Origin of the sequence: Streptomyces exfoliatus, assembly GCF_000725545.1 — a bacterium.
In the GTDB taxonomy this organism is placed as follows: domain Bacteria; phylum Actinomycetota; class Actinomycetes; order Streptomycetales; family Streptomycetaceae; genus Streptomyces; species Streptomyces exfoliatus.
On the sequence record NZ_JNZP01000012.1, the window covers coordinates 109,938 to 131,951 of the forward strand.

At 71.2% G+C, this 22,014-nt stretch carries 19 protein-coding genes; 10 read left to right on the forward strand and 9 right to left on the reverse strand.

The features are described 5' to 3' along the window. Nucleotides 1–7: 7 nt before the first annotated feature. Nucleotides 8–625 (reverse strand): UdgX family uracil-DNA binding protein, encoded by a 618-nt coding sequence (locus IO20_RS0114745; RefSeq protein WP_425423723.1) that lies wholly within the window; start codon nucleotides 623–625, stop codon nucleotides 8–10. Between the two features lie 248 nt (nucleotides 626–873). Further along, nucleotides 874–1,026: a hypothetical protein gene (locus IO20_RS40980; protein ID WP_211270374.1), complete on the reverse strand. Its 153-nt coding sequence runs from the start codon at nucleotides 1,024–1,026 to the stop codon at nucleotides 874–876. Nucleotides 1,027–1,326: 300 nt separating this feature from the next. On the opposite strand from IO20_RS40980, the gene IO20_RS0114755 reads away from it, so the two are divergent. From IO20_RS0114755 to IO20_RS0114770, 4 genes are all read left to right on the forward strand, one after another. After that, a complete protein-coding gene (locus IO20_RS0114755; protein WP_078945774.1) occupies nucleotides 1,327–2,121 on the forward strand; it encodes a nucleotidyltransferase family protein in 795 nt (264 codons plus the stop codon). A 46-nt stretch (nucleotides 2,122–2,167) separates the two neighbouring features. After that, entirely contained in the window at nucleotides 2,168–2,530 is a 363-nt protein-coding gene (locus tag IO20_RS40985; protein WP_063761366.1) for a hypothetical protein, read from the forward strand. After that, entirely contained in the window at nucleotides 2,527–3,435 is a 909-nt protein-coding gene (ligD, locus tag IO20_RS0114765; protein ID WP_030545347.1) for a non-homologous end-joining DNA ligase, read from the forward strand. Before IO20_RS40985 ends, ligD begins: the two co-directional genes overlap by 4 nt. Before the next feature lie 220 nt (nucleotides 3,436–3,655). Next, nucleotides 3,656–4,396: a class I SAM-dependent methyltransferase gene (locus tag IO20_RS0114770; RefSeq protein ID WP_030545348.1), complete on the forward strand. Its 741-nt coding sequence runs from the start codon at nucleotides 3,656–3,658 to the stop codon at nucleotides 4,394–4,396. Nucleotides 4,397–4,483: 87 nt separating this feature from the next. Here IO20_RS0114770 and IO20_RS0114775 read toward each other — a convergent pair whose 3' ends face one another. From IO20_RS0114775 to IO20_RS0114785, 3 genes are all read right to left on the reverse strand, one after another. After that, a complete protein-coding gene (locus IO20_RS0114775) occupies nucleotides 4,484–5,380 on the reverse strand; it encodes a geranyl diphosphate 2-C-methyltransferase (protein WP_030545350.1) in 897 nt (298 codons plus the stop codon). A 3-nt stretch (nucleotides 5,381–5,383) separates the two neighbouring features. Further along, nucleotides 5,384–6,529 carry a family 2 encapsulin nanocompartment cargo protein terpene cyclase gene (locus IO20_RS0114780; RefSeq protein WP_030545353.1) on the reverse strand — a complete coding sequence of 382 codons (1,146 nt, stop codon included), beginning with the start codon at nucleotides 6,527–6,529 and terminating at the stop codon, nucleotides 5,384–5,386. A gap of 228 nt (nucleotides 6,530–6,757) precedes the next feature. After that, nucleotides 6,758–8,170: a family 2B encapsulin nanocompartment shell protein gene (locus IO20_RS0114785; RefSeq protein ID WP_030545355.1), complete on the reverse strand. Its 1,413-nt coding sequence runs from the start codon at nucleotides 8,168–8,170 to the stop codon at nucleotides 6,758–6,760. A gap of 401 nt (nucleotides 8,171–8,571) precedes the next feature. Here IO20_RS0114785 and IO20_RS0114790 point away from each other — a divergent pair, with 401 nt between their 5' ends. Both IO20_RS0114790 and IO20_RS0114795 read left to right on the forward strand, forming a co-directional pair. Further along, on the forward strand, nucleotides 8,572–10,032 hold the full coding sequence (locus tag IO20_RS0114790) for a basic amino acid/polyamine antiporter (RefSeq protein ID WP_030545357.1): 1,461 nt from the start codon (nucleotides 8,572–8,574) through the stop codon (nucleotides 10,030–10,032). Between the two features lie 57 nt (nucleotides 10,033–10,089). After that, nucleotides 10,090–11,352: an arginine deiminase gene (locus tag IO20_RS0114795; protein WP_030545359.1), complete on the forward strand. Its 1,263-nt coding sequence runs from the start codon at nucleotides 10,090–10,092 to the stop codon at nucleotides 11,350–11,352. A 71-nt stretch (nucleotides 11,353–11,423) separates the two neighbouring features. Here IO20_RS0114795 and IO20_RS0114800 read toward each other — a convergent pair whose 3' ends face one another. From IO20_RS0114800 to IO20_RS0114815, 4 genes are all read right to left on the reverse strand, one after another. Continuing rightward, nucleotides 11,424–11,927 (reverse strand): DUF1269 domain-containing protein, encoded by a 504-nt coding sequence (locus IO20_RS0114800; RefSeq protein WP_030545361.1) that lies wholly within the window; start codon nucleotides 11,925–11,927, stop codon nucleotides 11,424–11,426. Nucleotides 11,928–11,944: 17 nt separating this feature from the next. Then, nucleotides 11,945–12,538, reverse strand: a complete 594-nt coding sequence (locus IO20_RS0114805; protein WP_030545363.1) for an FxLYD domain-containing protein — start codon at nucleotides 12,536–12,538, stop codon at nucleotides 11,945–11,947. A gap of 119 nt (nucleotides 12,539–12,657) precedes the next feature. Further along, entirely contained in the window at nucleotides 12,658–13,752 is a 1,095-nt protein-coding gene (locus tag IO20_RS0114810; RefSeq protein WP_030545365.1) for a baeRF3 domain-containing protein, read from the reverse strand. A 60-nt stretch (nucleotides 13,753–13,812) separates the two neighbouring features. Next, nucleotides 13,813–14,301 carry a DUF1269 domain-containing protein gene (locus tag IO20_RS0114815; protein WP_030545367.1) on the reverse strand — a complete coding sequence of 163 codons (489 nt, stop codon included), beginning with the start codon at nucleotides 14,299–14,301 and terminating at the stop codon, nucleotides 13,813–13,815. Nucleotides 14,302–14,600: 299 nt separating this feature from the next. Between IO20_RS0114815 and IO20_RS0114820 the strand changes: the two genes are divergently transcribed. The 4 genes from IO20_RS0114820 to IO20_RS0114835 all read left to right on the forward strand — a co-directional run bounded on the left by IO20_RS0114820 (nucleotide 14,601) and on the right by IO20_RS0114835 (nucleotide 22,010). Next, the gene (locus tag IO20_RS0114820; protein ID WP_078945775.1) at nucleotides 14,601–18,662 is read left to right on the forward strand and encodes a bifunctional nitrate reductase/sulfite reductase flavoprotein subunit alpha; all 4,062 of its coding nucleotides are present in this window, start codon (nucleotides 14,601–14,603) and stop codon (nucleotides 18,660–18,662) included. A 138-nt stretch (nucleotides 18,663–18,800) separates the two neighbouring features. Then, nucleotides 18,801–19,886: a sugar ABC transporter substrate-binding protein gene (locus IO20_RS0114825; RefSeq protein WP_030545371.1), complete on the forward strand. Its 1,086-nt coding sequence runs from the start codon at nucleotides 18,801–18,803 to the stop codon at nucleotides 19,884–19,886. 40 nt (nucleotides 19,887–19,926) lie between these two features. Then, a complete protein-coding gene (locus tag IO20_RS0114830) occupies nucleotides 19,927–20,706 on the forward strand; it encodes an ATP-binding cassette domain-containing protein (protein ID WP_030545372.1) in 780 nt (259 codons plus the stop codon). Then, nucleotides 20,703–22,010, forward strand: a complete 1,308-nt coding sequence (locus IO20_RS0114835) for a sugar ABC transporter permease (RefSeq protein WP_030545375.1) — start codon at nucleotides 20,703–20,705, stop codon at nucleotides 22,008–22,010. The genes IO20_RS0114830 and IO20_RS0114835 overlap by 4 nt, the downstream gene beginning before the upstream one ends. The last annotated feature ends 4 nt before the right edge of the window (nucleotides 22,011–22,014 follow it).

The window sequence follows — 22,014 nt, forward strand, 5'->3', positions numbered from 1 at the left end:
GCCTCCGTCATGACCGGTCGCCTCCGTTCGTCGACAGGGACCCGGCCGCGGTGCGGAGGTCGGCGACGAGGCCCTCGTACGCGGCCTTCCTGTCCGTGGCGCGCAGGACCGCGGAGGGGTGCACGGTCGCGAGCACCCGTGGTCCGTCCTCGGCGTCGGGCATCGGCCTGGGCACTCCGCGGTCGGTGCCCACGCGGAAGGACGGACCGAACAGGGAGCGGCCGGCCGTCGCCCCGAGGACGATCACCAACTCGGGCGTGACGAGTCGCAGTTCGGCCATCAGCCAGGGCCGGCACGCGAGGGTCTCGCGCAGGCTGGGGGCTTTGTGGATGCGCCGCTTCCGGCTCTCGTCGCGGGTGAACTTGAAGTGCTTGACCGCGTTGGTGACGTACAGGCCGTCCTCGTCGATCCCCGCGTCCCGCAGGGCCCGGGAGAGCAGTCGTCCGGCGGGCCCGACGAAGGGCACGCCCTCGCGGTCCTCCTGTTCGCCGGGCTGCTCGCCGACCAGCATCACGCGCGCGTCCGTGCCGCCCTGCCCGAAGACCGTTCCGGTCGCGTCCCGGTAGAGCGGACAGCCCTGGCAGCCCGCAGCGGCCCGCCGGTGCGCGGGGAGGCCACCGCGCACGGGCAGATAGGGCGTGGCGTCGTACGGTCGCGCGTCGGACGGGTCCGTATCGGTCCGACGCGCGACCGTACGACGCCACGCCGTATCCGTCCGCGTCGCGGCGGGCGTCGTCGTACCGGACGCCCCGGAAGCCGGTCGGCGTGCGCTGCTGCCTGGCACCCTGTGCCTCCCCGGCAGGGGTGTGTCGTTCTCGTCTCTCCCACCCGCTGCCCGCCGGCCAGGCGCCCAATCGCGGCGGCCGTACGCGGTCACCCCGCGTGTCCCCCACCGGTCCGGGGCACGCGGAAGGCGTGCGAGCCGTCCAGGGTGTGGACGGCGCCGCGACCGAAGAGGGTGTCCAGGACGAAGCCGGGCAGGGCCCCGGTCCTGCGGACGTGCCGCTCCTCGTGGAAGAAGTCCACGTCCCGGGGCCCGTGCAGGATCCGTACCGGCCGGCGCCGAGCAGACGTGCTCGCACCGGGCCCCGTCGTGGCGGCGGCGCAGGTCGGGAAGCCACGTGTTGCCCTTCAGGAGGAGTGCGGCTGTGCTGTCGGGGGTCACGTGGGAACCGCCCTCGTGGGAGGGGACGGGCGCGGAGCGTCTGCCCGGGAACGTCGTGACCCGTCGCGCGCGTTCTTCCCCGCGTACGGGGTAGCGGCAGGTCCCCGCCCTTCGCCGAACAGCGGCGGCATCCGTGGCGGCATGCGTGAGGAGGAAACTCCATGAACCTCGTCGAAGGGCGCCACGCGGGTGCCCGCACGACGCCGGCCGGCCCGCTCCCCGCACGGTTCACGGGGCTCGCGGCGAGTACGGGAGGCGGCGCACCGGACCGGTCCGAAGGCCCCGACGCCGCGCGTTCGCCCCACACGCCGAGCACTCCGAGCGCCCCGGACAACCCGGGCACGGCGGACGATCCCCCGGCACAGGACCTGCCCCTCGACCACACCCAGGCCATTCTGGAGGTCACCAAGAAGATCGCCGGCATCCTGAAGTCGTCGGACTGCCCGTTCGCCCTGGTCGGCAGCGTCGCGGCGTACGCCTACGGGATCCCGGTCCGGCTCCAGCACGACACCGACTTCGCGGTCCGGCGCGAGGACGCCGACACCGTCGTGGGGCTACTTCGTGACCACGGGATCGAGATCGTCGATCCCCCGGAGGACTGGCTGGTGAAGGCCCGCCGGGGCGGGGAACACATCGACCTGATCTTCGCCCTCGCGGGCCGGCCGGTCACCTCCGAGCTGCTCGAACGGGCGTGGACCCTGCCCGTGGACTCGGTGCACATGCCGGTCATCGACCCGACCGACCTCATGGTCGGGCGGCTCGCGGCGCTGTCCGAGCACCACTGCGACTACGGGAAGCTCCTGCCGGTCGCCCGTGGACTGCGCGAGCGCGTCGCCTGGGACCGGGTACGCGAGGAGACCGGGGACGGGCCGATGGCCGCCGCCTTCCTGTACCTGCTCGAACTGCTCGATGTGATTCGCCCTCGCGAGGACTCCGGGGGCGAACCGTCGGATTGAGCGCGCGTGCTCCGGGCAGTCGACCACGGCGACGAAGGGAGCCCTCATGATCATCATCGGACTTCTCCTGCTCCTCGCCGCCGGAGCCTTCACCGGTCTGCTGATCGCCGACAACATCTCCGGTGGCCCGAGGTACGACGCCACGGTCCTCGACAACACCGTGGCGACGGTGAACCCCCTGGGGGCCTTCCTCGCCGGCATCGGCATCGCGCTGGTCCTCGGCCTGGCCCTGGCACTGATCCTCGCCGGCACGGCCCGCCGCCGGCGCGCGGGCGTACGAGGTCGGCGCACGGCCTACCGCCGGCCGGAGGCACCGCCGCGCGAGGACGCCCATGCCGAGCCGGCATCGGGCGACGGAGGGAGCCGGGGCCGGTTCCCCGACGACGGAAGGGATCCAGACAGGCGATGACGACGACGGAGACCTTCGAAGCGAGCGGACGGACCGTGGTGGTCAAACGGGCCGACAAGGAGATCTTCCCCGGCGACGGCATCACGAAGAAGGATCTGGCCGAGCACTACCGCAGGGTCGCCCGGCGCATGTTGCCCCACCTCCGGGGTCGTCCGCTGATGCTCGAACGGCATCCGGACGGGGTCGGCGGCGGTCGCTTCATGCAGAAGGACACGCCCGACCACTTCCCGGAGTGGATCCACCGCGCCGAACTGCCCAAGGAGGGCGGCACCGTCACTTATCCGGTCTGCGACGACCTGGCCACGTTGCTCTACCTCGCCGACCAGGCGTGCGTCACCCCGCACCGGTGGCTCTCCAGGGCCGACCGGCCGGACCGTCCCGACCGGCTGGTCTTCGACCTCGACCCACCGGGGGACGACTTCGACCAGGTCAGGGAGGCGGCGGCACTCGTGCACGAGCTGCTCGACGAGCTGGAGCTCCCGACCGTCCTGATGACGACGGGCTCCCGCGGTCTGCACGTCATGGTCGCCCTCGACCGCCGCGCCGACTTCGACGAGGTCCGCGCGTTCGCCCGCGACGTCGCCGGGCTCCTCGCCGACCGGCACCCCGACCGGCTCACCACGGCGGCACGCAAGCAGGCTCGCGGAGACCGCCTGTACCTCGACGTCCAGCGCAACGGCTACGGCCAGACCGCCGTCGCCCCCTACGCGGTACGCGCCCTGCCCGGCGCCCCCGTCGCCACCCCCGTGAGCTGGGAAGAACTGGACGATCCACGCCTCACCGCCCGCCGCTGGACCCTCGCCACGATCGGTGACCGCCTCACGGAGGGCGACCCCTGGCGGGAGGTGCCCCGCCGTGGCCGCTCCCTCACCGCCGCACGCCGCAGGCTCGCGAAGCTGACCTAGTGCCTCTCGTTCGGAGCATGCCGGGCGGGGCGGGCGCGCCGGGGCAGGTGGGCGGGGCCCGCCCGTACGGGAGCCCGTGAGGCGGTCCGGATCTTCGTGGCTTCCGCCAGTGCGACGGCCCGCCCCCGTGCGGCGAGACTGCCCGTCAGAAACCGCACCCCGCACCGGAGATGGGGCCATGACCGGGGTCATGACGCGGTACACGGGAGGGGCACCAGCGATGGGCAGGCAGCAGTACGACGAGATCGGCGGGGCGTTCGAGGGCTTCAAGGCCCTGCCGATCGTGCGGTACGGGGAGGTTCCCAGCTTCCTGGGCATGGTCGGAGACGTACGCGGGAAGTCCGTGCTCGACCTGGCCTCCGGCACGGGCTTCTACAGCAGGGAGTTCAGGCGGCGCGGCGCCGTCGACGTGCTCGGGGTCGAGATCTCCGGCGAGATGGTGTCCGCGGCACGGAGGCTCGAGGAGCGCGAGCCGCTGGGCGTGCGCTACGAGGTGGGCGACGCGGCCGAACTGCGGCCGCTCGGCAAGCGTTTCGACGTCGCGGTGGCGGTCCAGCTGCTCAACTACGCGCAGGACATCGCCGCCATGGAGCGGATGTGCCGCAACGCGCACCGCAACCTGGCGCCCGGCGCCGAGTTCTTCCTGTTCGTCCAGTCGCCCGACTACGACTTCGACGGGCCGTCCCTGGCGAGGTACGGCTTCGTCACCGAGCTGACCGGGGAGGAGGCCGAGGCGGGGCCCCGGGTGCGGACCACCGGGCTGCTCGACCCGCCGGTCACGATCGTCAGCACCCTCCCGCGCCGCGAGGTCTACGAGAAGTGTCTGGAGGCGGCCGGCTTCCGCGAGCTGACCTGGGTCCCGCTAGGGGTCTCCGAGGCCGGGGTGGAGGCCCTGGGCGCGGACTTCTGGGCGGACGCCCTCGCCAACCCGCCACTGGAGATGCTGCGCTGCCGCGCCTGAACCGCGAGCGGGCCTCGACGCGACCGCCGAAGGGGCCGGGTCCGTCGGCTGAGGGACCCGGCCCCGCGGAGTGCGGTCGGCGACGGCTCAGACGCGGTCGGCCGCGATCAGGACGTACTGGAAGGAGCCGTCCTTGTAGGAGTTGATGAACGCCTCCTCGATGCCGGTGACCAGGGACGAGGTGGCGCGCAGCTCCCAGTACGGCAGGGTGTCAGGCGTCAGGTCGATGACGGCCTGGGGCACGAGGCGGTTGTCGGCCATCGCCCGCAGGTACTCGCGGCGGGAGTGGATGTTGCACTCGAAGTGGGCGTTGATCTGGGAGACCCACTTCGAGGGCTGGCCGTAACGGGGGTTCCAGCAGCCGGTGATGGTGACGTAACGGCCGCCGACCGCCAGGACGCGGGAGTGCTCGGCGAACAGGTCGTGCAGGTCGACGTACATGCTCGACTCGTTGTTCCACGAACCCGCGGCCTGACCCGTCTCGAACGGCATGTCGAGCATGTTGCACACCTGGGAGTGGACATGCGCGTCGATGCCGAGGTCCTTGGCGCGCTGGTTGCCGAAGTCGGCCTGCTTGGCGGAGAGGGTGACGCCCTCGACCTTGCAGCCGAAGCGCTGGTGGGCCATGACCATCGAACCGCCGCGGCCGCAGCCCGCGTCCACGAGGGTGTCGTCGCGCCCGATCGTCCCGAGGTGGTCCAGGAGGACCTCGGCCTGCGCGGACTCCAGGCGGTGCAGCTCGGCGATCAGCTTCTTCTCGTACTCGCTGTCCTCGGTGTCCCCGAGGGCCGCGTGGTCGACGTCGCCGATGCCGTAGTGGTGGTGGTAGAGCCCGTCGACATCACCCAGGCGCAGGTTCACCGGCCTGGCCTCGGCGTTCCAGTAGCGGGCGATGTCCCCCTGGTACGGGGTCGCCGGCGAGGGGACGAAGGCGGAGGTGTCGTTGACGGTGGTGTACTCGGTGCTGGTCACAGATAAATCCATTTCTTACCAGAAATCGGGCAGGCTGTAGCGATAGGTGTTGGTCTGGTGCCAGTAGTGGTTGCCGTCGACCCACACGGCCACGCCGCGCAGGAAGCGCAGCACGGTCGGGACGGGGCAGGCGGCGGCGAGGTCGGCGGCGGCGGCTTCGAAGTCGCGCATGAGGTCGTTGTGGACCTCGACGGCCTTCAGGTAGCCCTCCTTGTCGGAGACGCCCTCGCGTTCGGCGATCACCACGGGGAGGTTCAGGTGCTTTCCGGGGCCGGCGAGTTCCTTCGTGTACGAGTAGAGGTCGTTCACGATGGTGGTGGCGTTCCCGGCGAGGGCGAGGACCCGCTGCATGGCCGGCTGGGCGTGCAGGTCCGCCGGGAGCTCGTAGCCGCCGACGGTGTCCGTGATGGTGGGGCAGGGGCGGAAGTTGTTGAACTGCCGCATCGCCAGGTACTCCCAGACCTCCGGGACGTGGTCCGTCTCCGACCAGGCGGCCTCGGCGAGGTACCCCAGGTGCAGTCGGGCCATGTCGTGCCGGAACCGGTCGGCCTGGGAGGGGGTGGACTGCCGGACGAAGTAGTCCATGGCGGAGCGGTAGGCGCGCCGCGGGGCGTCCGCCCCCAGCGACTCCGCCCACGCGGGCTGGTACTCCCGCGTCGTGTGCAGCGGGTCGAGCGCGGTGTGCGCGAGGAGCAGGCGGCCGCCGAGTCCGATGGGCGAACCGCCGTGGTCCTCGCAGTAGCAGTCGTCGACGGCGTTCTCGGCGACCATCAGGCGGGTGGCGACCATCAGGTGCTCGATGCTCGGGGCGTCCGGGTGACAGGCGACCATGTAGCGCCCGACGGAGAAGCCGTCGAACTCGCCCTCCCAGTCGTCGGGGTAGAGCTGGACCTCGTCCAGGGCCCAGGACTTGATCCGGCGGCTGACCTCGTCCACCCGTACCGGGTCGGGTTCCGGTACGGGGTGGAAGTAGAGGCCGGGAATCGGCCGCCCCTCCATCGGCGCCGCGGGGGCCGGAGGCTCCGGCGCCTCCGGGCGCGGTGCCAGGGACAGGCTGGTCGTGCCGAGCCCGCTGGGACCGCCCAGGATCCACCCCGGGTCGGAGTGACCGGCGGCTGCGGGCAGGCTCGACTGCAGAGGGGAAAGCCCGGGTTCGGGCATCCGTGACTCCTTGGTGAGAGATGGACTGGGCGGCGGCCGGCGCGGCTGGGGTCTTTCGTTTGGATCAGGCAGGATCAGGGAGCGGGGTCTGGTGCATGGGGCCTCCCCGGGCCCGCAGGGCCCAGGGGACGCTTCGCGGGGCGGAGGAGGGAGCCATGGCAACCGACGACAACGCGGCGAGGTGCGGTGCCAGGGCCCGCGAACCCGGCGTGATCCAAACGAGAGGGCCTAGTCGCGCCTGCGGGCGATCTGCACGTTCTCCAGGACGCCGAGCGCGTTGGGCACGAGGATGGCGGCGGAGTAGTACGTGGTGACGAGGTACGACATGATCGCCTGCTCGCTGATGCCCATGAAGCGCACCGAGAGGCCCGGCTCGTACTCCTCGGGCAGCCCGGTCTGGCGCAGACCGATGACGCCCTGGTTGTCCTCGCCGAGGCGCATGGCGAGGATCGAGCTGGTGTTCTCCTTGCTGATGGGGATCTTGTTGCAGGGCAGGATCGGCACTCCCCGCCAGCCCAGCACGCGGTGGCCGTCGAGCTCGACGGTGTCCGGGTAGAGCCCGTGGGCGTTCCACTCGCGCCCGATCGCCGCGATCGTCCGCGGGTGGGCGAGGAAGAGCTTGGTGCCGCGGCGGCGGCAGAGGAGCTCGTCGAGGTCGTCCGGGGTGGGCGGGCCGGAGTGGGTCTGGATGCGCTGCTTGAAGTCGGCGTTGTGGAGCAGGCCGAACTCCCGGTTGTTGATGAGCTCGTGCTCCTGGCGCTCGCGGAGCGCCTCGATCGTCAGCCTGAGCTGCTCCTCGGTCTGGTTCATCGGGCCGTTGTAGAGGTCGGCGACCCTGGTGTGGACCCTCAGCACGGTCTGCGCGACGGAGAGTTCGTACTCGCGCGGCTTGAGCTCGTAGTCGACGAAGGCGCCGGGCAGCTCGACCTCGCCGGTGTGGCCGGCCGACATCGCGATCTCGGCCTCGCCGTGCCGGTTCTGCCGCTGGAGCGGGAGCGCGCTGAACTCGTGGATGTGGGCCTGGAGGGCCGGTGCCGAGCTCATGACGGCGGCGAACTCGGCGCGGGAGAGGGTGAGCAGCGTGCCCGAGGTCTCGGCGGTGGCGGTGTAGTCCCATCGGGCGTCGGCGTCCAGAAGGGCGTTCTCACCGAACCGGTCGCCGTCGGCGAGCACCGCCACCGCCACCTCGTCCCCGTACTTGCCCACGGAGGTCTGGTTGATCCGGCCGTGCGCGATCAGGTAGATCTGCTCGGCGGGCTCGCCGCGCACGACCAGGACCTCGCCGGCGCTGAAGTCACGCTGGACGCACCGCCCGGCGAGCACGTTCAGCACCTCCTCGTCCTCGAAGCCGCGCAGCAGGGCGAGTTCGCCGAGCTCGCGCGGGATCACCCGGACGTGGGCACCGTCCTGCACGAACTCGATGTGCCCGTCACCGACGGTGTAGCTCAGCCGGCGGTTGACGCGGTAGGCGCCGCCCTTGGTCTCCACCCAGGGGAGCATCCGCAGCAGCCAGCGGGAGCTGATCTCCTGCATCTGCGGGGCGGACTTGGTCGTGGTGGCGAGGTTCCGGGCGGCGGCGGTGCTGAGGCTGGACTGCTTCGGCGTATCGGGCTGTACGTCGGGGCCGATGTCGACGGTCATGGGTCTTGCTCACCTTCGCAGGGGGGTGGTGACCGGCGACGCACGGGTGCGCCGGTCAGTGAAGAGGAGAAAGGGGAGGGAACGAGAAGAGGTGGAGGGATCGCCCTCTGGGATCCGTCCGGATCCGGTGGGAACAGTAATGGCCGGTCCGCCGGGCATGCCGCATCAGATCGGGGGCATTAGCTCGAAACGGCGATCTTGGTCCAAGTGAGGTTTAACCATGCGAACGGCGACATTCGGACGGCATGGCCGAGAGGCCGCACCCGGCGGCTGCGCCATGGTCGGGTCCTCTCCGCCGGGGCGCCAGTTCAGCTGAGCCCATAGGGTGTAAAGCGGTCTCTGCGGCGAAATATGTGACTAATCGGGCTAGATTCGGCTTCCAGCCGACCGAGAGGCAGGACATGCCGAACGCCGACACCCGTACGGACACCGCCGCTACGGGATCACCACCCACGGCCAAACTGACGCTCGTCACACTGACCGCGATGGTCGTCGGGTCCATGGTGGGAGCCGGCGTCTTCTCGCTGCCCCGGCGCTTCGCCCAGGAGACGGGTGTCGCGGGCGCGCTGATCGCCTGGGCGATCGCCGGTTTCGGCATGCTGATGCTCGCGTTCGTCTTCCAGACGCTCGCGGTGCGCCGCCCGGACCTGGACGCTGGTGTCTACGCGTACGCGAAGGCCGGATTCGGCGAGTACCTGGGCTTCTTCTCGGCCTTCGGCTACTGGGCGAGCGCCTGCGTCGGCAACGTGACGTACTGGGTGCTCATCATGTCGACGATCGGTGCCATCGCACCGGCGCTCGGCGAGGGCGACACCGCCCTCGCCATCGTGCTGTCCTCGGCCGGACTGTGGGCGTTCTTCCTGCTCATCCGGCGGGGGGTGAAGGAGGCCGCCGCGATCAACCGGATCGTGACCGTGGCCAAGGTCGTGCCCATCATCGTCTTCGTCATCATCGCGCTGTTCTACTTCGAGCCGTCCGTCTTCGCCGACAACTTCGGCGGCGAGGACTACGCGGGCTCGCTCTTCAACCAGGTCCGCGGCACCATGCTCGCCACCGTCTTCGTCTTCCTCGGCGTCGAGGGCGCCAGCGTGTACTCCCGACACGCCAAGCGCCGCGAGGACGTGGGGCGGGCGACCGTCCTCGGCTTCCTCAGCGTGTTCTCCGTCTTCGCCTCGGTGACCATCGTGTCGTACGGCATCATGCCGATGAGCGAGATCGCGGAGCTGCGCCAGCCCTCCATGGCGGGCGTCCTGGAGGCCGCCGTCGGCACCTGGGGCCAGGTCTTCGTCAGCGTCGGCCTCATCGTCTCCGTCCTCGGCGCCTACCTCGCCTGGACCCTCATGGCCGCCGAGGTGCTCTTCGTGGCGGCCAAGGACAAGGACATGCCCCGCTTCCTGGGACGCTCCAGCGGTGACGACGTGCCCGTCCCCGCCCTGCTGATGACGACCTCCCTGAGTCAGGTCGTCCTGGTCGTCACCGCCTTCTCGGACGACGCGTTCAACTTCGCCCTGGACCTGACCAGCTCGCTCAGCCTGATCCCGTTCCTCCTGGCCGCCGCGTTCGCCGTGAAGATCGCCCTGAGACCCCGGCAGGAGGGGGTGGCGGGGACGAGTACCCGCCGGGAGCTGGTCGTGGGCGTCCTCGCCACGGTGTACACGGCGTTCCTGCTGTTCGCGGCCGGGCCCAAGTTCGTTCTCGTCTCCTTCATCATCTACGCCCCCGCGACCTACCTCTTCGTCAAGGCCAGGCGCGAGCAGGGCAGACAGCTCTTCACCCCGCGCGAACTGGTGATCCTCGCGGTCTCGGTCGCCGGCGCCGTCCTGGGGGTCGTGGCCCTCTCGGCCGGCTGGATCAGCCTCTGAGCCCCCTCCGCCCACTCCCGGCCCCCGCCCCCGCTCCCCCGTCCCGAAAGGCCCCGCATGACCAGCAACGACGCTTCCGCCACGCCGGCGCTCGGCGTGTACTCCGAGGTCGGACGGCTCCGCAAGGTCCTCGTCTGCTCCCCGGGGCTCGCCCACCGGCGGCTGACCCCGACGAACTCGGACGACCTGCTCTTCGACGACGTGATGTGGGTGGAGAACGCCCAGCGCGACCACGCCGACTTCGTCGGCGAGCTGACCCGGCGGGGCGTCGAGGTCGTGGAGCTCCACCAGCTGCTCGCCGAGACCATGGCGATCCCCGAGGCCAGAGCCTGGCTCCTCGACCGCAAGATCGTCGCCAACGAGGTCGGCCTCGGACTGATCGACGACACCCGCGCCTTCCTCGACTCCCTCGCGCCGCGCGAGCTGGCCGAGTACCTCATCGGCGGCCTGTCCACCGCCGACCTGCCCGACGCGTTCCGCTCCGGATACGTGTCCCTCGCCCGCGAGGCCACCGGGGCCCGCGAGTACCTGATGCCGCCGCTGCCGAACACGCTCTACACCCGCGACACCACCTGCTGGCTGTACGGCGGGGTGACCCTCAATCCGCTGTACTGGCCCGCCCGGCACGGCGAGACCCTGCTCATGAAGGCCGTCTACACCTTCCACCCCGACTACAGGGACGCCACCGTCTGGTGGGGCGACCCCGAACAGGACTGGGGCCAGGCCACCTTCGAGGGTGGCGACATCATGCCGGTGGGCAACGGCGTCGTCCTCATGGGCATGAGCGAACGCACCTCCCGCCAGGCCATCACCCAGGTCGCGGCCTCCCTGTTCCGCAGCGGCGCCGCCGAGCACGTCATCGTCGCCGGCATGCCGAAGCTGCGCTCCGCGATGCACCTGGACACCGTCTTCACCTTCGCCGACCGCGACATCGTCACGCTCTACCCGAAGATCATGGACGCGGTCCACACCTTCTCCCTGCGGCCCGGCGACAAGGCGCCCGGTGTCGAGATCACCGACGAGGGCGACACCCGGTTCGTCGACGTGGTCGCCAAGGGCCTCGGCCTTCCCCAGCTCCGGGTGATCGAGACCGGCGGCGACGTGTACGCCTCCGAACGGCAGCAGTGGGACAGCGGCAACAACGCCGTCGCCCTGGAACCGGGGGTGGTCTTCACGTACGACCGCAACACCCAGACCAACGCGCTGCTGCGCGAGGCGGGTGTCGAGGTCATCACCATCGTCGGTGCCGAACTCGGGCGGGGGCGCGGCGGCGGCCACTGCATGACCTGCCCGCTGATCCGCGACGCGGTCGAGTTCTGACGCCTCTCGCACCTACGGAACCGGCCACCCCCGTGGAGGGGGTGGCCGGTTCGGCGTCGCGGTCGGCCGGATCAGCCCGTCGCCCCGGGGCCCGCGAGCTGCTCGGCGAGTTCCCGTTCGCTCTCCTCGGAGAGCGAGGTCGTGAGCACGGTGCCGCCGAACGGCTCCAGGGCGGCGGCGAACTTGTCCTCGATGACCTTCGACGCCATGATCACGACGGCCGACGAGCCCGGTTCCAACAGTGATCGGACCTTGTCCCGGAACTTGTTGTCGACGCCCATCTGGTTCAGTTTGCCGATGAGCCCTCCGACGGCGGCACCCAGGACGCCGATCCCCGGCGTGAGGACGATCATGCCGAAGACCATCCCCCAGAGGGCTCCTGCGGTGGCCGAGAGGGCCACCTGTCCCTCTCTCCTGGCCGGGGTGTCCACGTGCGTCTCGCCGTCGGCGTCCACGGTGACGACGGCGATGCCGGTCAGTTCGACCACATGGCCGCGTTCGAGCTCCTGGACCGTGGCGAAGGCCCGGTTCGCGACGGCGCGATCGGCGTAGCCGAGCACGATGAGTTCGGACATCTCGCTCTCCTCCTGTGTCAGTACCGCTGCGCTTTGACGAGCTTGGCGGTGAGAACCGGCTCGGTGGGCTGTCTGCTGATGACCAACGGCTGTGCGCGCTCGCCCGGTTCGAGGTCCTCGGCACCGGCGAACTGGGTCTCGACGACCTTGCCCGACGAGTCGAGGAAGTCGACCTGCGCTGCGTAGGAGGCCTCGTCGTCCGTCTTGTTGGTGATGGTCAGGAGGACGGTCAGGAAGCCCGCGGTGTCCGCCCGGGGCTTGCCGGTCATCGCGACCTCGCCCAGCGCGTTGCCGCGGCCCTCGACGCCCTTCAGGGCGTCCTCGGCCGCCTGGCGCGAACGCTCGATCTCCGTCCCGATGGACGCCTTGCGCGACGCCTCCCGCGCGGAAGCGGAGGCCGCCGCCGACGAGGCGGACGCGCGAGCGGACTCGACTGCCTCCGCGGCCGACGAGGCGAGCGCGGACGGCGGTTCGCCCGAGAAGCCTGCCGTGTCGGGTGCCGTGGGGCGTGGGCTGCGGGCGGGGGCGCCGGTGTCGTCGTTCCCGGTGTCACAGGACACGAGGCCGACCGCGCCGAGGGCGGTGACGACGACGGCGGCCGCCGCGCTCATCGCCCGGGCGCGGGCCGACCGCCGCGCGCCCACCGATGTGGGTTTCACAGGATGCGTCCTCTTCTCGTCTTCTCGTCTTCTCGTCTTCTCGTCTTCTCGACTTTCGTGCCGCGGTGTGGTCAGTAGCGCAGGACGCCGGCGATGCGGTCCATGTCCAGCAGGGTGTCGTCCCGTACGAACTGGACCTCGGCCCCGGTGTCGAGGGCCCGCTCGACGATCTCGTCGACCATGTCGTCCCGTGCCTCGGCCTCGGAGGGCTCCGCGGGTTCGAGATGGCCGCCGTGGTCGCGGACGACGGTCCGGTAGTGGTCCTCGACCGCGAGCAGCCGGATCCGGCCCTCCTTCACGGCCTGCCACACCTCGTCGATCCCGCCGGCGAACTCACGCCGGCCGCGGGCGGCGTCGAGCTCGGCCACGACCGTGGTCGCCGCCGCGGCCTCACGGGCGGTACGGGCGGGCTCGACGGCCTCCCACACCGCCGGCGCGGGTCCCCGCGCGAGCCCGCCGCGCCGGACGGGTGTCGTGCCGGGCAGGAGCGGGCCGGTGTCGTCAAGGAGCGCGAGGGCGGCGGGTTCACCGACCACGTACAGCGGCCGTGGCCGCGAGGCGAGGACCGCGCGCAGCGCCTGGTGCGCCTCGCGCAGGAAGCGGCGGGTGGCCTCGTCCTGATAGGTGCTGGGGAGGTCTCCGACGCGTTCCTCGCGTTCGGCGTCCGGGTCGTCGAGGTCGCGGGTGAACGGGAAGCCGTCTCCGGTGTGTTCGGTGACCCGCTCGGGTCCGCCGCTCCACAGGGAGACCCGGTCGGCCGCCACCGTGAGGGTCCAGGAGGGTTGTTCGGCGGCTTGGGCGGCGACGAGGTTCCGGGTGAGGAAGGTGTCGGCGAGGACGACGCGTTCGGGGACGGTCCTCGCCACCGACCACACGTAGTGCTCCCCCGGGGCGACGAAGATCACCAGGCCGTCCTCGGCGTGCGCGAGGTCGATCTCGGCCACCGCCCGACGCAGCTGGTCGAGGACGTCGGCGCGCCGCTCGCGGGTCACCGCCGGATCGTCGTGGATCGCCTTCTCGGCCGCGGCCACGAGGTTGCGCAGGCGTACGGGGTCCTGGGCGTTGTCCGGTTCGCGGCGGTGCGTGGGCATCAGGAGGGACACCGCGGGATAGGGGCGGGGCTGTCGCAGTTTCGCGAGCACGTCACTGCTGAGGACGGGGTCCATGAGGATGCCTTCCTGGCGGGTTCCGGCGGTGCTGCGGGGCGGATCTGCGGGCGGGGCCGGTCACCCGGTGCCGGCGAGCTGGTCGGTGAGCTCCTTCTCGTCCTCGTCGCTGAGCGAGGTCTTGAGGACGGTGCCGCCGTGCGGCCGCATGGCCACGGTGAACTTGTCGTCGGTGATCTTCGAGGCCATGATCACGACGGCGGCCGACCCGGGCTTGAGAAGGTCCTCCACCTGCCGGCGGAACCGTTCGTCGACTCCGGACTTGCTCAGCTTGCCGACGAGCCCGCCGAGGGCGGCTCCGGTGAGGAGTCCCACGCCTGGCAGCAGGAAGAGGATGCCGAAGATCGTTCCCCACAGGGCCCCGGATGCGGCGGAGACGCCGACGATCCGACTGCTGGTGTCGACGTGGGTCCCGCCGTCGGAGTCCACGGAGACGACGGCGAGCCCGTTCAGGTGCACCACGTAGTCCCGCTGCAGGTCCTGGACCGTGGCGAAGGCCTGTCCGGCCACCTCCGGGTCGTCGTATCCGATGACGATCAGCTCTGCCATACCCGTCTCCTGTCGCAACGGCGCGCCACGAAATGTCATCTTGTCCCGATATGTGAAGGGTCGCGACTCGGTGACCGCCGGGAAGGCGCACGGACGGCGCCCGGCGGGACGCCCGCGTGGCCGGGGGCCTCACAGGGTGCCGGCGGCCGCTGTGTGACCGGCGTTACGGACCATGATCGGCCTGGTTGACACAGGTGTAACGGGCATTTCGTACGGTCGGGGCTCGAACGGTTCCACAGAGAGGCGCCCCGGTGACCCCACAGGACACGCCGGCCCCCCGGGCCGGTACGGCCGATCAGGTGCGGACCGTCTGCTCGTACTGCGGTGTGGGCTGCGGACTGCTCCTCGACATCGGCGCGGGGCCCGACGGACGGCGTACGGTCCTCAGGGCGACGGGCGACAAGGACCACCCCGCCAACCGGGGACGGCTCTGCACCAAGGGCGCCACCACCGCCGACCTGCTCGCCGCCCCCGGTCGCCTGGCCACCGCGCTCGTCCGCGAGGAGCGCGGCGCCGCCCCCGTCGCCACCGGCACCGACCGCGCCGTCGCGGAGACCGCCCGCCGGCTGCGGGCGATCGTCGACGAGCACGGGCCCGACGCCGTCGCGCTGTACGTCTCAGGGCAGATGAGCCTGGAGGCGCAGTACCTCGCGAACAAGCTGGCCAAGGGCTTCATCGGCACCAACCAGATCGAGTCCAACTCGCGGCTCTGCATGGCGAGCGCCGGCACCGGCTACAAGCTCTCCCTCGGTGCCGACGGCCCGCCCGGCTCCTACGACGACCTCGACAAGGCCGACGCCTTCCTCGTCATCGGCTCGAACATGGCCGACTGCCACCCCATCCTGTTCCTCCGCATGATGGAGCGGGTCAAGGCAGGGGCGAAGCTGATCGTCGTCGACCCCCGGCGTACCGCCACCGCCGACAAGGCCGACCTCTTCCTGCGGATCAGGCCCGGCACGGACCTCGCGCTCCTCAACGGACTGCTGCACCTGCTGCACGAGAACGGGCACACGGACCCCGGCTTCGTGGCCGCGCACACGGAGGGCTGGGAGGCGATGCCGGCCTTCCTCGCCGACTACCCGCCGGCCGAGGTCGCGCGTATCACCGGCATACCCGAGGACGACATCCGTACCGCCGCCGAGTGGATCGGCACGGCGGCCGAGTGGACCAGCTGCTGGACCATGGGCCTCAACCAGTCCACCCACGGCACCTGGAACACCAACGCCCTGGTCAACCTGCACCTGGCGACCGGCGCGATCTGCCGCCCCGGCTCGGGCCCCTTCTCCCTGACCGGCCAGCCCAACGCCATGGGCGGGCGCGAGATGGGCTACATGGGACCCGGCCTCCCCGGACAGCGCTCGGTCCTGGTCGCCGAGGACCGGGCCTTCACCGAGGAACTCTGGGACCTGCCGCCCGGCACGATCCGCGCGGACGGCTCCGGGCAGGGCACCGTCGACCTCTTCCGGCGCATGGCGGACGGGGAGATCAAGGCCTGCTGGATCATCTGCACCAACCCGGTCGCCTCGGTCGGCAACCGCGCCACCGTCGTCGAGGGCCTGCGGGCCGCCGAACTCGTCATCACCCAGGACGCGTTCGCCGACACCGAGACCAACGCGTACGCGGACGTCGTCCTGCCCGCCGCCCTCTGGACCGAGACGGAGGGCGTCCTCATCAACAGCGAACGCGGTCTCACCCTCACCCGGCCGGCCGTCGACCCGCCCGGCGAGGCCGTCGCCGACTGGCGGATCATCGCCCGGATCGCCTGCGCGATGGGGTACGAGAAGGCGTTCACGTATGACAGCGCCGAGGAGGTCTTCGAGGAGATCAGGCGCGCGGGGAACCCGAAGACCGGCTACGACCTCGGCGGGGTCTCGTACGAGCGGCTGCGGGACACCCCCGTCCAGTGGCCCGCAGCGGCCGGAGGCCCCGCCCGCAACCCGATCCGGTACGTGGCCGACGACGGCACCGGGCCCGTCTTCCCCACGGCGAGCGGCCGGGCCGTCTTCCACGCCCGGCCACACATCGACCCCGCCGAGATGCCCGACGACGCCTATCCGTTCCTCCTCAACACCGGCCGTCTCCAGCACCAGTGGCACACCCTCACCAAGACCGGGAAGGTCGCCAAGCTCAACAAACTGAACCCGGCGCCGTTCGTCGAACTGCATCCGGAGGACGCCCTGCGGCTCGGCATCGCGGAGGGTGACCCCGTGGAGATCGCCTCGCGGCGCGGCAGGGCCGTACTCCCCGCGGTGGTCACCGACCGGGTCGCGCCGGGCGGCTGCTTCGCCCCCTTCCACTGGAACGACCTGTTCGGCGCGGAGCTGTGCGTCAACGCCGTCACCAACGACGCCGTCGATCCCCTCTCCTTCCAGCCCGAGCTCAAGGTGTGCGCGGTGGCCCTGACGAAGTCGGCGGTCCCGGCGGCTCTCGCCCCCGCCTCCGTGGCACCCGCGCAGGCCACCCCCCTGACGACCGGGGTGGTGATCCCGAGCGGCGGCCCGACGGCCGGGCACGCCGCCGCCTTCGGGCTCGCACCGGCCCCGCCGCCCGTCCTGACCGCCGAGGAGCGGCAGTACCTCGTCGGCTTCCTCGCCGGCCTGGAGACGGGCGCGCCGGGCGTGCCCGTCCTGCCGGACGGCGCGCCGTTCCGCGCGGACCACGCCCGCTGGGTGAACGGGGTCCTGGCCGGCCTGTACTCCCGCGCGCCCCAGGCCCCCGCGACCGGTGGCACCCGCGCGACGGGCCGGGAGGTCGTCGTGCTGTGGGCCTCGCAGACCGGCAACGCCGAGGACTTCGCCGCCGCCACCGCCGAGCGGCTGCTCTCGGCAGGCCACCGGGCGGCGCTCGCGGGCATGGACGAGACCGACCTCGGGACGCTGCCGCCCGCCGCCGATCTGCTGCTGATCACCAGCACGTTCGGGGACGGGGACGCGCCCGACAACGGCTCCGGGTTCTGGGACGCGCTCGCCGCACCCGACACCCCCCGTCTGGACGGGCGCCGCTATGCCGTACTCGCGCTCGGGGACTCCTCGTACGGCGACTTCTGCGGGCACGGACGGCGCCTCGACCGTCGACTCGACGAACTCGGGGGCGTCCGCCTCGCTCCCCGTACCGACTGCGAACCCGACTTCGAGACGTCCGCCCTCGCCTGGCTCGACCAGGTCCTCGCCGGGCTCGCCGACGCCCCACCGGCTCCCCCGGCGGCGCCGAGCCCCGTCTCCCCGACCCCCGCCCGACGCTCCGCGCCCGCCGCCACGCCCGCCCGGCTCGTCGGGAACCGGCTGCTCAGCCTGCCGGGCGCGGGCAAGGAGGTCCGCCGGTTCACCTTCGACACGAGCGGGACCGGGACGCCGCTCGGCTACGAGAGCGGGGACGCCCTCGGAGTGCGGCCCGTGAACTGCCCCGAGCTCGTGGCCGAGTGGCTGGGCGTCACCGGTCTCGACGCGGGCGCGGAGGTCGAGCTCCCCGGCCTCGGCCGGGTTCCCTTCGGCGAGGCGCTGCACCGCCACCTCGACATCACCCGGGTCTCCCCCGGCCTCCTCGACTTCGTCACCGAACAGACGGGCGACCGGGACCTGAAGAGGCTCCTGCGGCCCGACAACCGGGACGGGCTCGCCCAGTGGACCTGGGGCCGACAGGCCGTGGACGTCCTCGCCGAGCACCCCGTCCGCGCCGCCGCGCAGCAGTGGGCGGAGGTCCTGGGCCGGCTCAAGCCGCGTCTGTACTCGATCTCCTCCAGCCCGCTCACCGACCCGCACCGGGTGTCCCTGACCGTCTCCGTCGTCCGCTACGAGAACCGTCACGGCCGTCCCCGCAAGGGCGTCTGCTCACCGTTCCTCGCCGATGCCGAACCCGGCGCCGAGGTACCGGTGTTCGTGCAGCGCGCGCCCCGGTTCCGGCCTCCGGCGGATCCCACGACGCCGATGGTGATGGTCGGCCCCGGCACGGGCGTGGCGCCCTTCCTCGGCTTCCTCGAAGAGCGCCGGGCACTCGGCCACCGGGCGCCGAACTGGCTGTTCTTCGGCGAGCAGCACCGCGCCACCGACTTCTACTACGAGGAGGAGCTCGCGGCCTTCCTGGCAGACGGCACCCTGGAGCGCCTGGACACGGCCTTCTCCCGCGACCAGCGCGCCAAGGTCTACGTACAGGACCGGATGCGGGAGCACGGACCGCAGCTGTGGTCCTGGCTCAGGGACGGCGCGCACTTCTACGTGTGCGGGGACGCGGCCCGGATGGCGAAGGACGTCGACCGCGCGCTGCGCGACATCGCCGTCGCCCACGGGGGTCTGGACGAGGAGTCGGCGGGCGTGTACGTCAAGCAGCTGGCCGCTGACAGGCGGTACGTCCGGGACGTGTACTGAGGACCTTGAGGCCGGGACCGCGTCACCCGCTTGCCGGTCCTCAGGTTGAGGCTAATGTCGATATATGGCCACATGCACGCCCTCGATCCCAGCGGCTCGCGGAGGCGGCGGGACGGGAGCGTACGGAAGGAGCCTCCCATGACCCGTACATTGCGCGGCGCGATAGCCCTGGCCGGAGCGACGGCCCTCTGCCTGGGAGCGGTGGCGACCAGCGGGGCGACCCAGTCGGCGTCGGCGGCTCAGGGCGAGGTGAGGATCGGCCTCCTGCTTCCGGAGAGCAAGACCACGCGGTACGAGAAGTTCGACCGGCCGTACATAGAGGCCAAGATCAAGGAACTGGCCCCGGACGCCCAGATCGACTACTACAACGCCGCCGAGAGCGCCACCACCCAGCAACAGCAGGTGAACACGGCGCTCGCCAAGGGCGACAAGGTCCTCATCCTGGACGCCGTGGACGCGAAGTCGATCCAGTCGTCCGTGGAGAAGGCCCGGGACGCGGGCGTGAAGGTCGTCGCCTACGACCGTCTCGCGCAGGGCCCGGTCGACGCGTACGTCTCGTACGACAACCGCAAGGTGGGTGAGCTGCAGGGCAAGGCGCTCCTCGACGCGCTCGGCGACAAGGCCGAGAGCGGCCAGATCGTCATGCACAACGGCTCGCCGACCGACCCGAACGCCGCGGAGTTCAAGGCCGGGGCGCACTCGGTCCTGGACGGCAAGGTGAAGATCGGCAAGGAGTACGACACGCCGAACTGGGACCCGAACAACGCCAACCAGCAGATGTCCGGCGCCATCAGCGCCCTCGGCAAGGACAAGATCGTCGGCGTCTACTCGGCCAACGACGGACTGGCCGCCGGCATCTCCACCGCCCTCAAGGCCGCGGGCATGAACGTGCCCCTGACCGGCCAGGACGCCCAGCTCGACGCGATCCAGCGGATCCTGCTCGGCACCCAGACGATCACGGTCGAGAAGCCGTACAAGCCGGAGGCCGACATCGCGGCCACGATGGCCGTCAACCTCGCCGAGGGCAAGGAGCTCCCGGCCGACCTGACGCCCACCACCGTCACCAGCGGCAGCGGCGAGAAGGTCCCGGCCAACCTGCTGACACCGGTCGTGGTCGACAAGACCAACATCAAGGACACCGTCGTGAAGGACGGCCTCTACACGGTCCAGGAGATCTGCACCCCGACGTACGCCGCGGCCTGCAAGGAGGCCGGTCTCCAGTAGCCGCGCGGTCTTCCATCCCGGCGGCGAGGAGGCGGTTCCTGTGCCGGAGTCACCCGTACTCACCCTGAGGGGCGTCTCCAAACGGTTCGGCGCGGTCCAGGCGCTCCAGGGCTTCGACCTGGACGTACACCCCGGTGAGGTGGTCGCGCTCGTCGGCGACAACGGCGCCGGCAAGTCCACCGCCGTCAAGGCGATCGCCGGGGTGAACCCGCCCGACGAGGGCGTCATCACGTGGGAGGGCAGGCCGGTCTCCATCAACCGTCCGCACGACGCCCAGAACCTCGGCATCGCCACCGTCTACCAGGACCTGGCCCTGTGCGACAACCTCGACGTGGTCGCCAACCTGTTCCTCGGCCGGGAGCTGCGCCGCTTCGGCGTGCTCGACGAGGTCCGCATGGACCAGCGGGCCCACGAGCTCCTGGACACGCTGTCCATCCGCATCCCGAGCGTCCGCATCCCCGTCGCCTCGCTCTCCGGCGGTCAGCGGCAGACGGTCGCCATCGCCCGCTCCCTGATCGGCGCGCCGAAGGTCGTGATCCTGGACGAGCCGACCGCCGCGCTGGGCGTGGAGCAGACCGCCCAGGTCCTCGACCTGGTCGAGCGGCTCCGCGAGCAGGGTCTCGGGACCATCCTGATCAGCCACAACATGGTGGACGTGATGGCGGTCGCCGACCGGATCGCCGTGATGCGGCTCGGCCGGAACAACGGCTTCTTCGACAAGCGCTCCACGACCACCGAGGAGATCATCTCCGCCATCACCGGGGCCACCGACAGCGCGGTCACCCGCCGTCAGGCCCGCAGGCGCGAGGAGGAGCGATGAGCCACGACCGAGGCCGCGCCGACCCCGCGAACACCGGCGGCGGCACGGGCGACGGCGCCGGCCAGGAACCGGCACGGGGCGCCCTGCCCGCCGTCGACACCCGCCTCCTCGTCCGCGAGGAGGGCATCAAGGGCTACCTGGGCGAGTTCCGGCGCAAGCTGCGCAGCGGAGAACTGGGCTCGCTGCCCGTCGTGCTCGCCGTGATCATCATCTGGACCGTCTTCGGGAGTCTGAACAGCACGTTCCTCTCGGCCCAGAACCTCTCCGACCTCAGCCAGCAGATCGTCGGCACCGGCATGATCGCCGTCGGAATCGTCTTCGTCCTGCTGCTCGGGGAGATCGACCTCTCGGTCGGCTCGGTCAGCGGTCTGTGCGCCGCGATCTTCGCCGTCCTCAACGTCCTGAACGGCATGAACGAGTGGCTGGCGCTCCTGATCGCCATCGCGGGAGGCGCGGTCGTCGGCCTGATCCAGGGCTTCTTCTTCGCGAAGGTCGGCGTCCCGGCGTTCGTGGTCACCCTCGCGGGCAATCTCGCCTGGAACGGCCTGATGCTCCAGGTGCTCGGCACCAGCGGCACGGTCAACATCCCGAGCGAGAGCATCGTCTCCAAGCTCTACTCGACGATCTACCACAGTCCGGCCGCCGCCTACGGGACGGCGGCCGTCGGGGTCGGGCTGTTCCTCACGGCCTCGCTCCTGGACGCAAGGCGCCGCAGGGCCGCCCGGGTGCCGTCCCGTCCGGTGGCCGAGATCGTGCTGCGTACGGTCGTCATCGCCGCGCTCGCCTTCGCCGCCGCGTACATCCTCAACCAGTACCAGGGGCTGCCGCTCGCGCTCCTGATCTTCCTCATCCTCCTGGTGCTCCTGGACTTCGTGCTGCGGCGCACCACGTACGGCCGGCGGGTCTTCGCGGTCGGCGGCAACATCGAGGGCGCGCGCCGGGCCGGCATCAGCGTGCCGTTCGTCCGCATGTCCGTCTTCTCGATCGCCGGGACCATGGCGGCGATCGGCGGCATCTTCCTGGCGGGCCAGATCCAGTCCGCGAGCCAGACCTCCGGCGGCGGCAACCTCCTGATGAACGTCATCGCCGCCGCCGTCATCGGCGGCACGAGCCTCTTCGGCGGACGCGGCTCGGTCTGGTCCGCCCTGCTCGGTGCGCTGGTGATCGGCTCCATCCAGTCGGGCATGAACATCATGGGCGTCAGCAACGCCGTCCAGTTCATGATCACGGGCTCGGTGCTGCTGGCCGCCGTCGTCGTCGACTCCCTGTCCCGCCGGAGCCAGAAGGCGGCCGGAAGGGCGTGAGCGG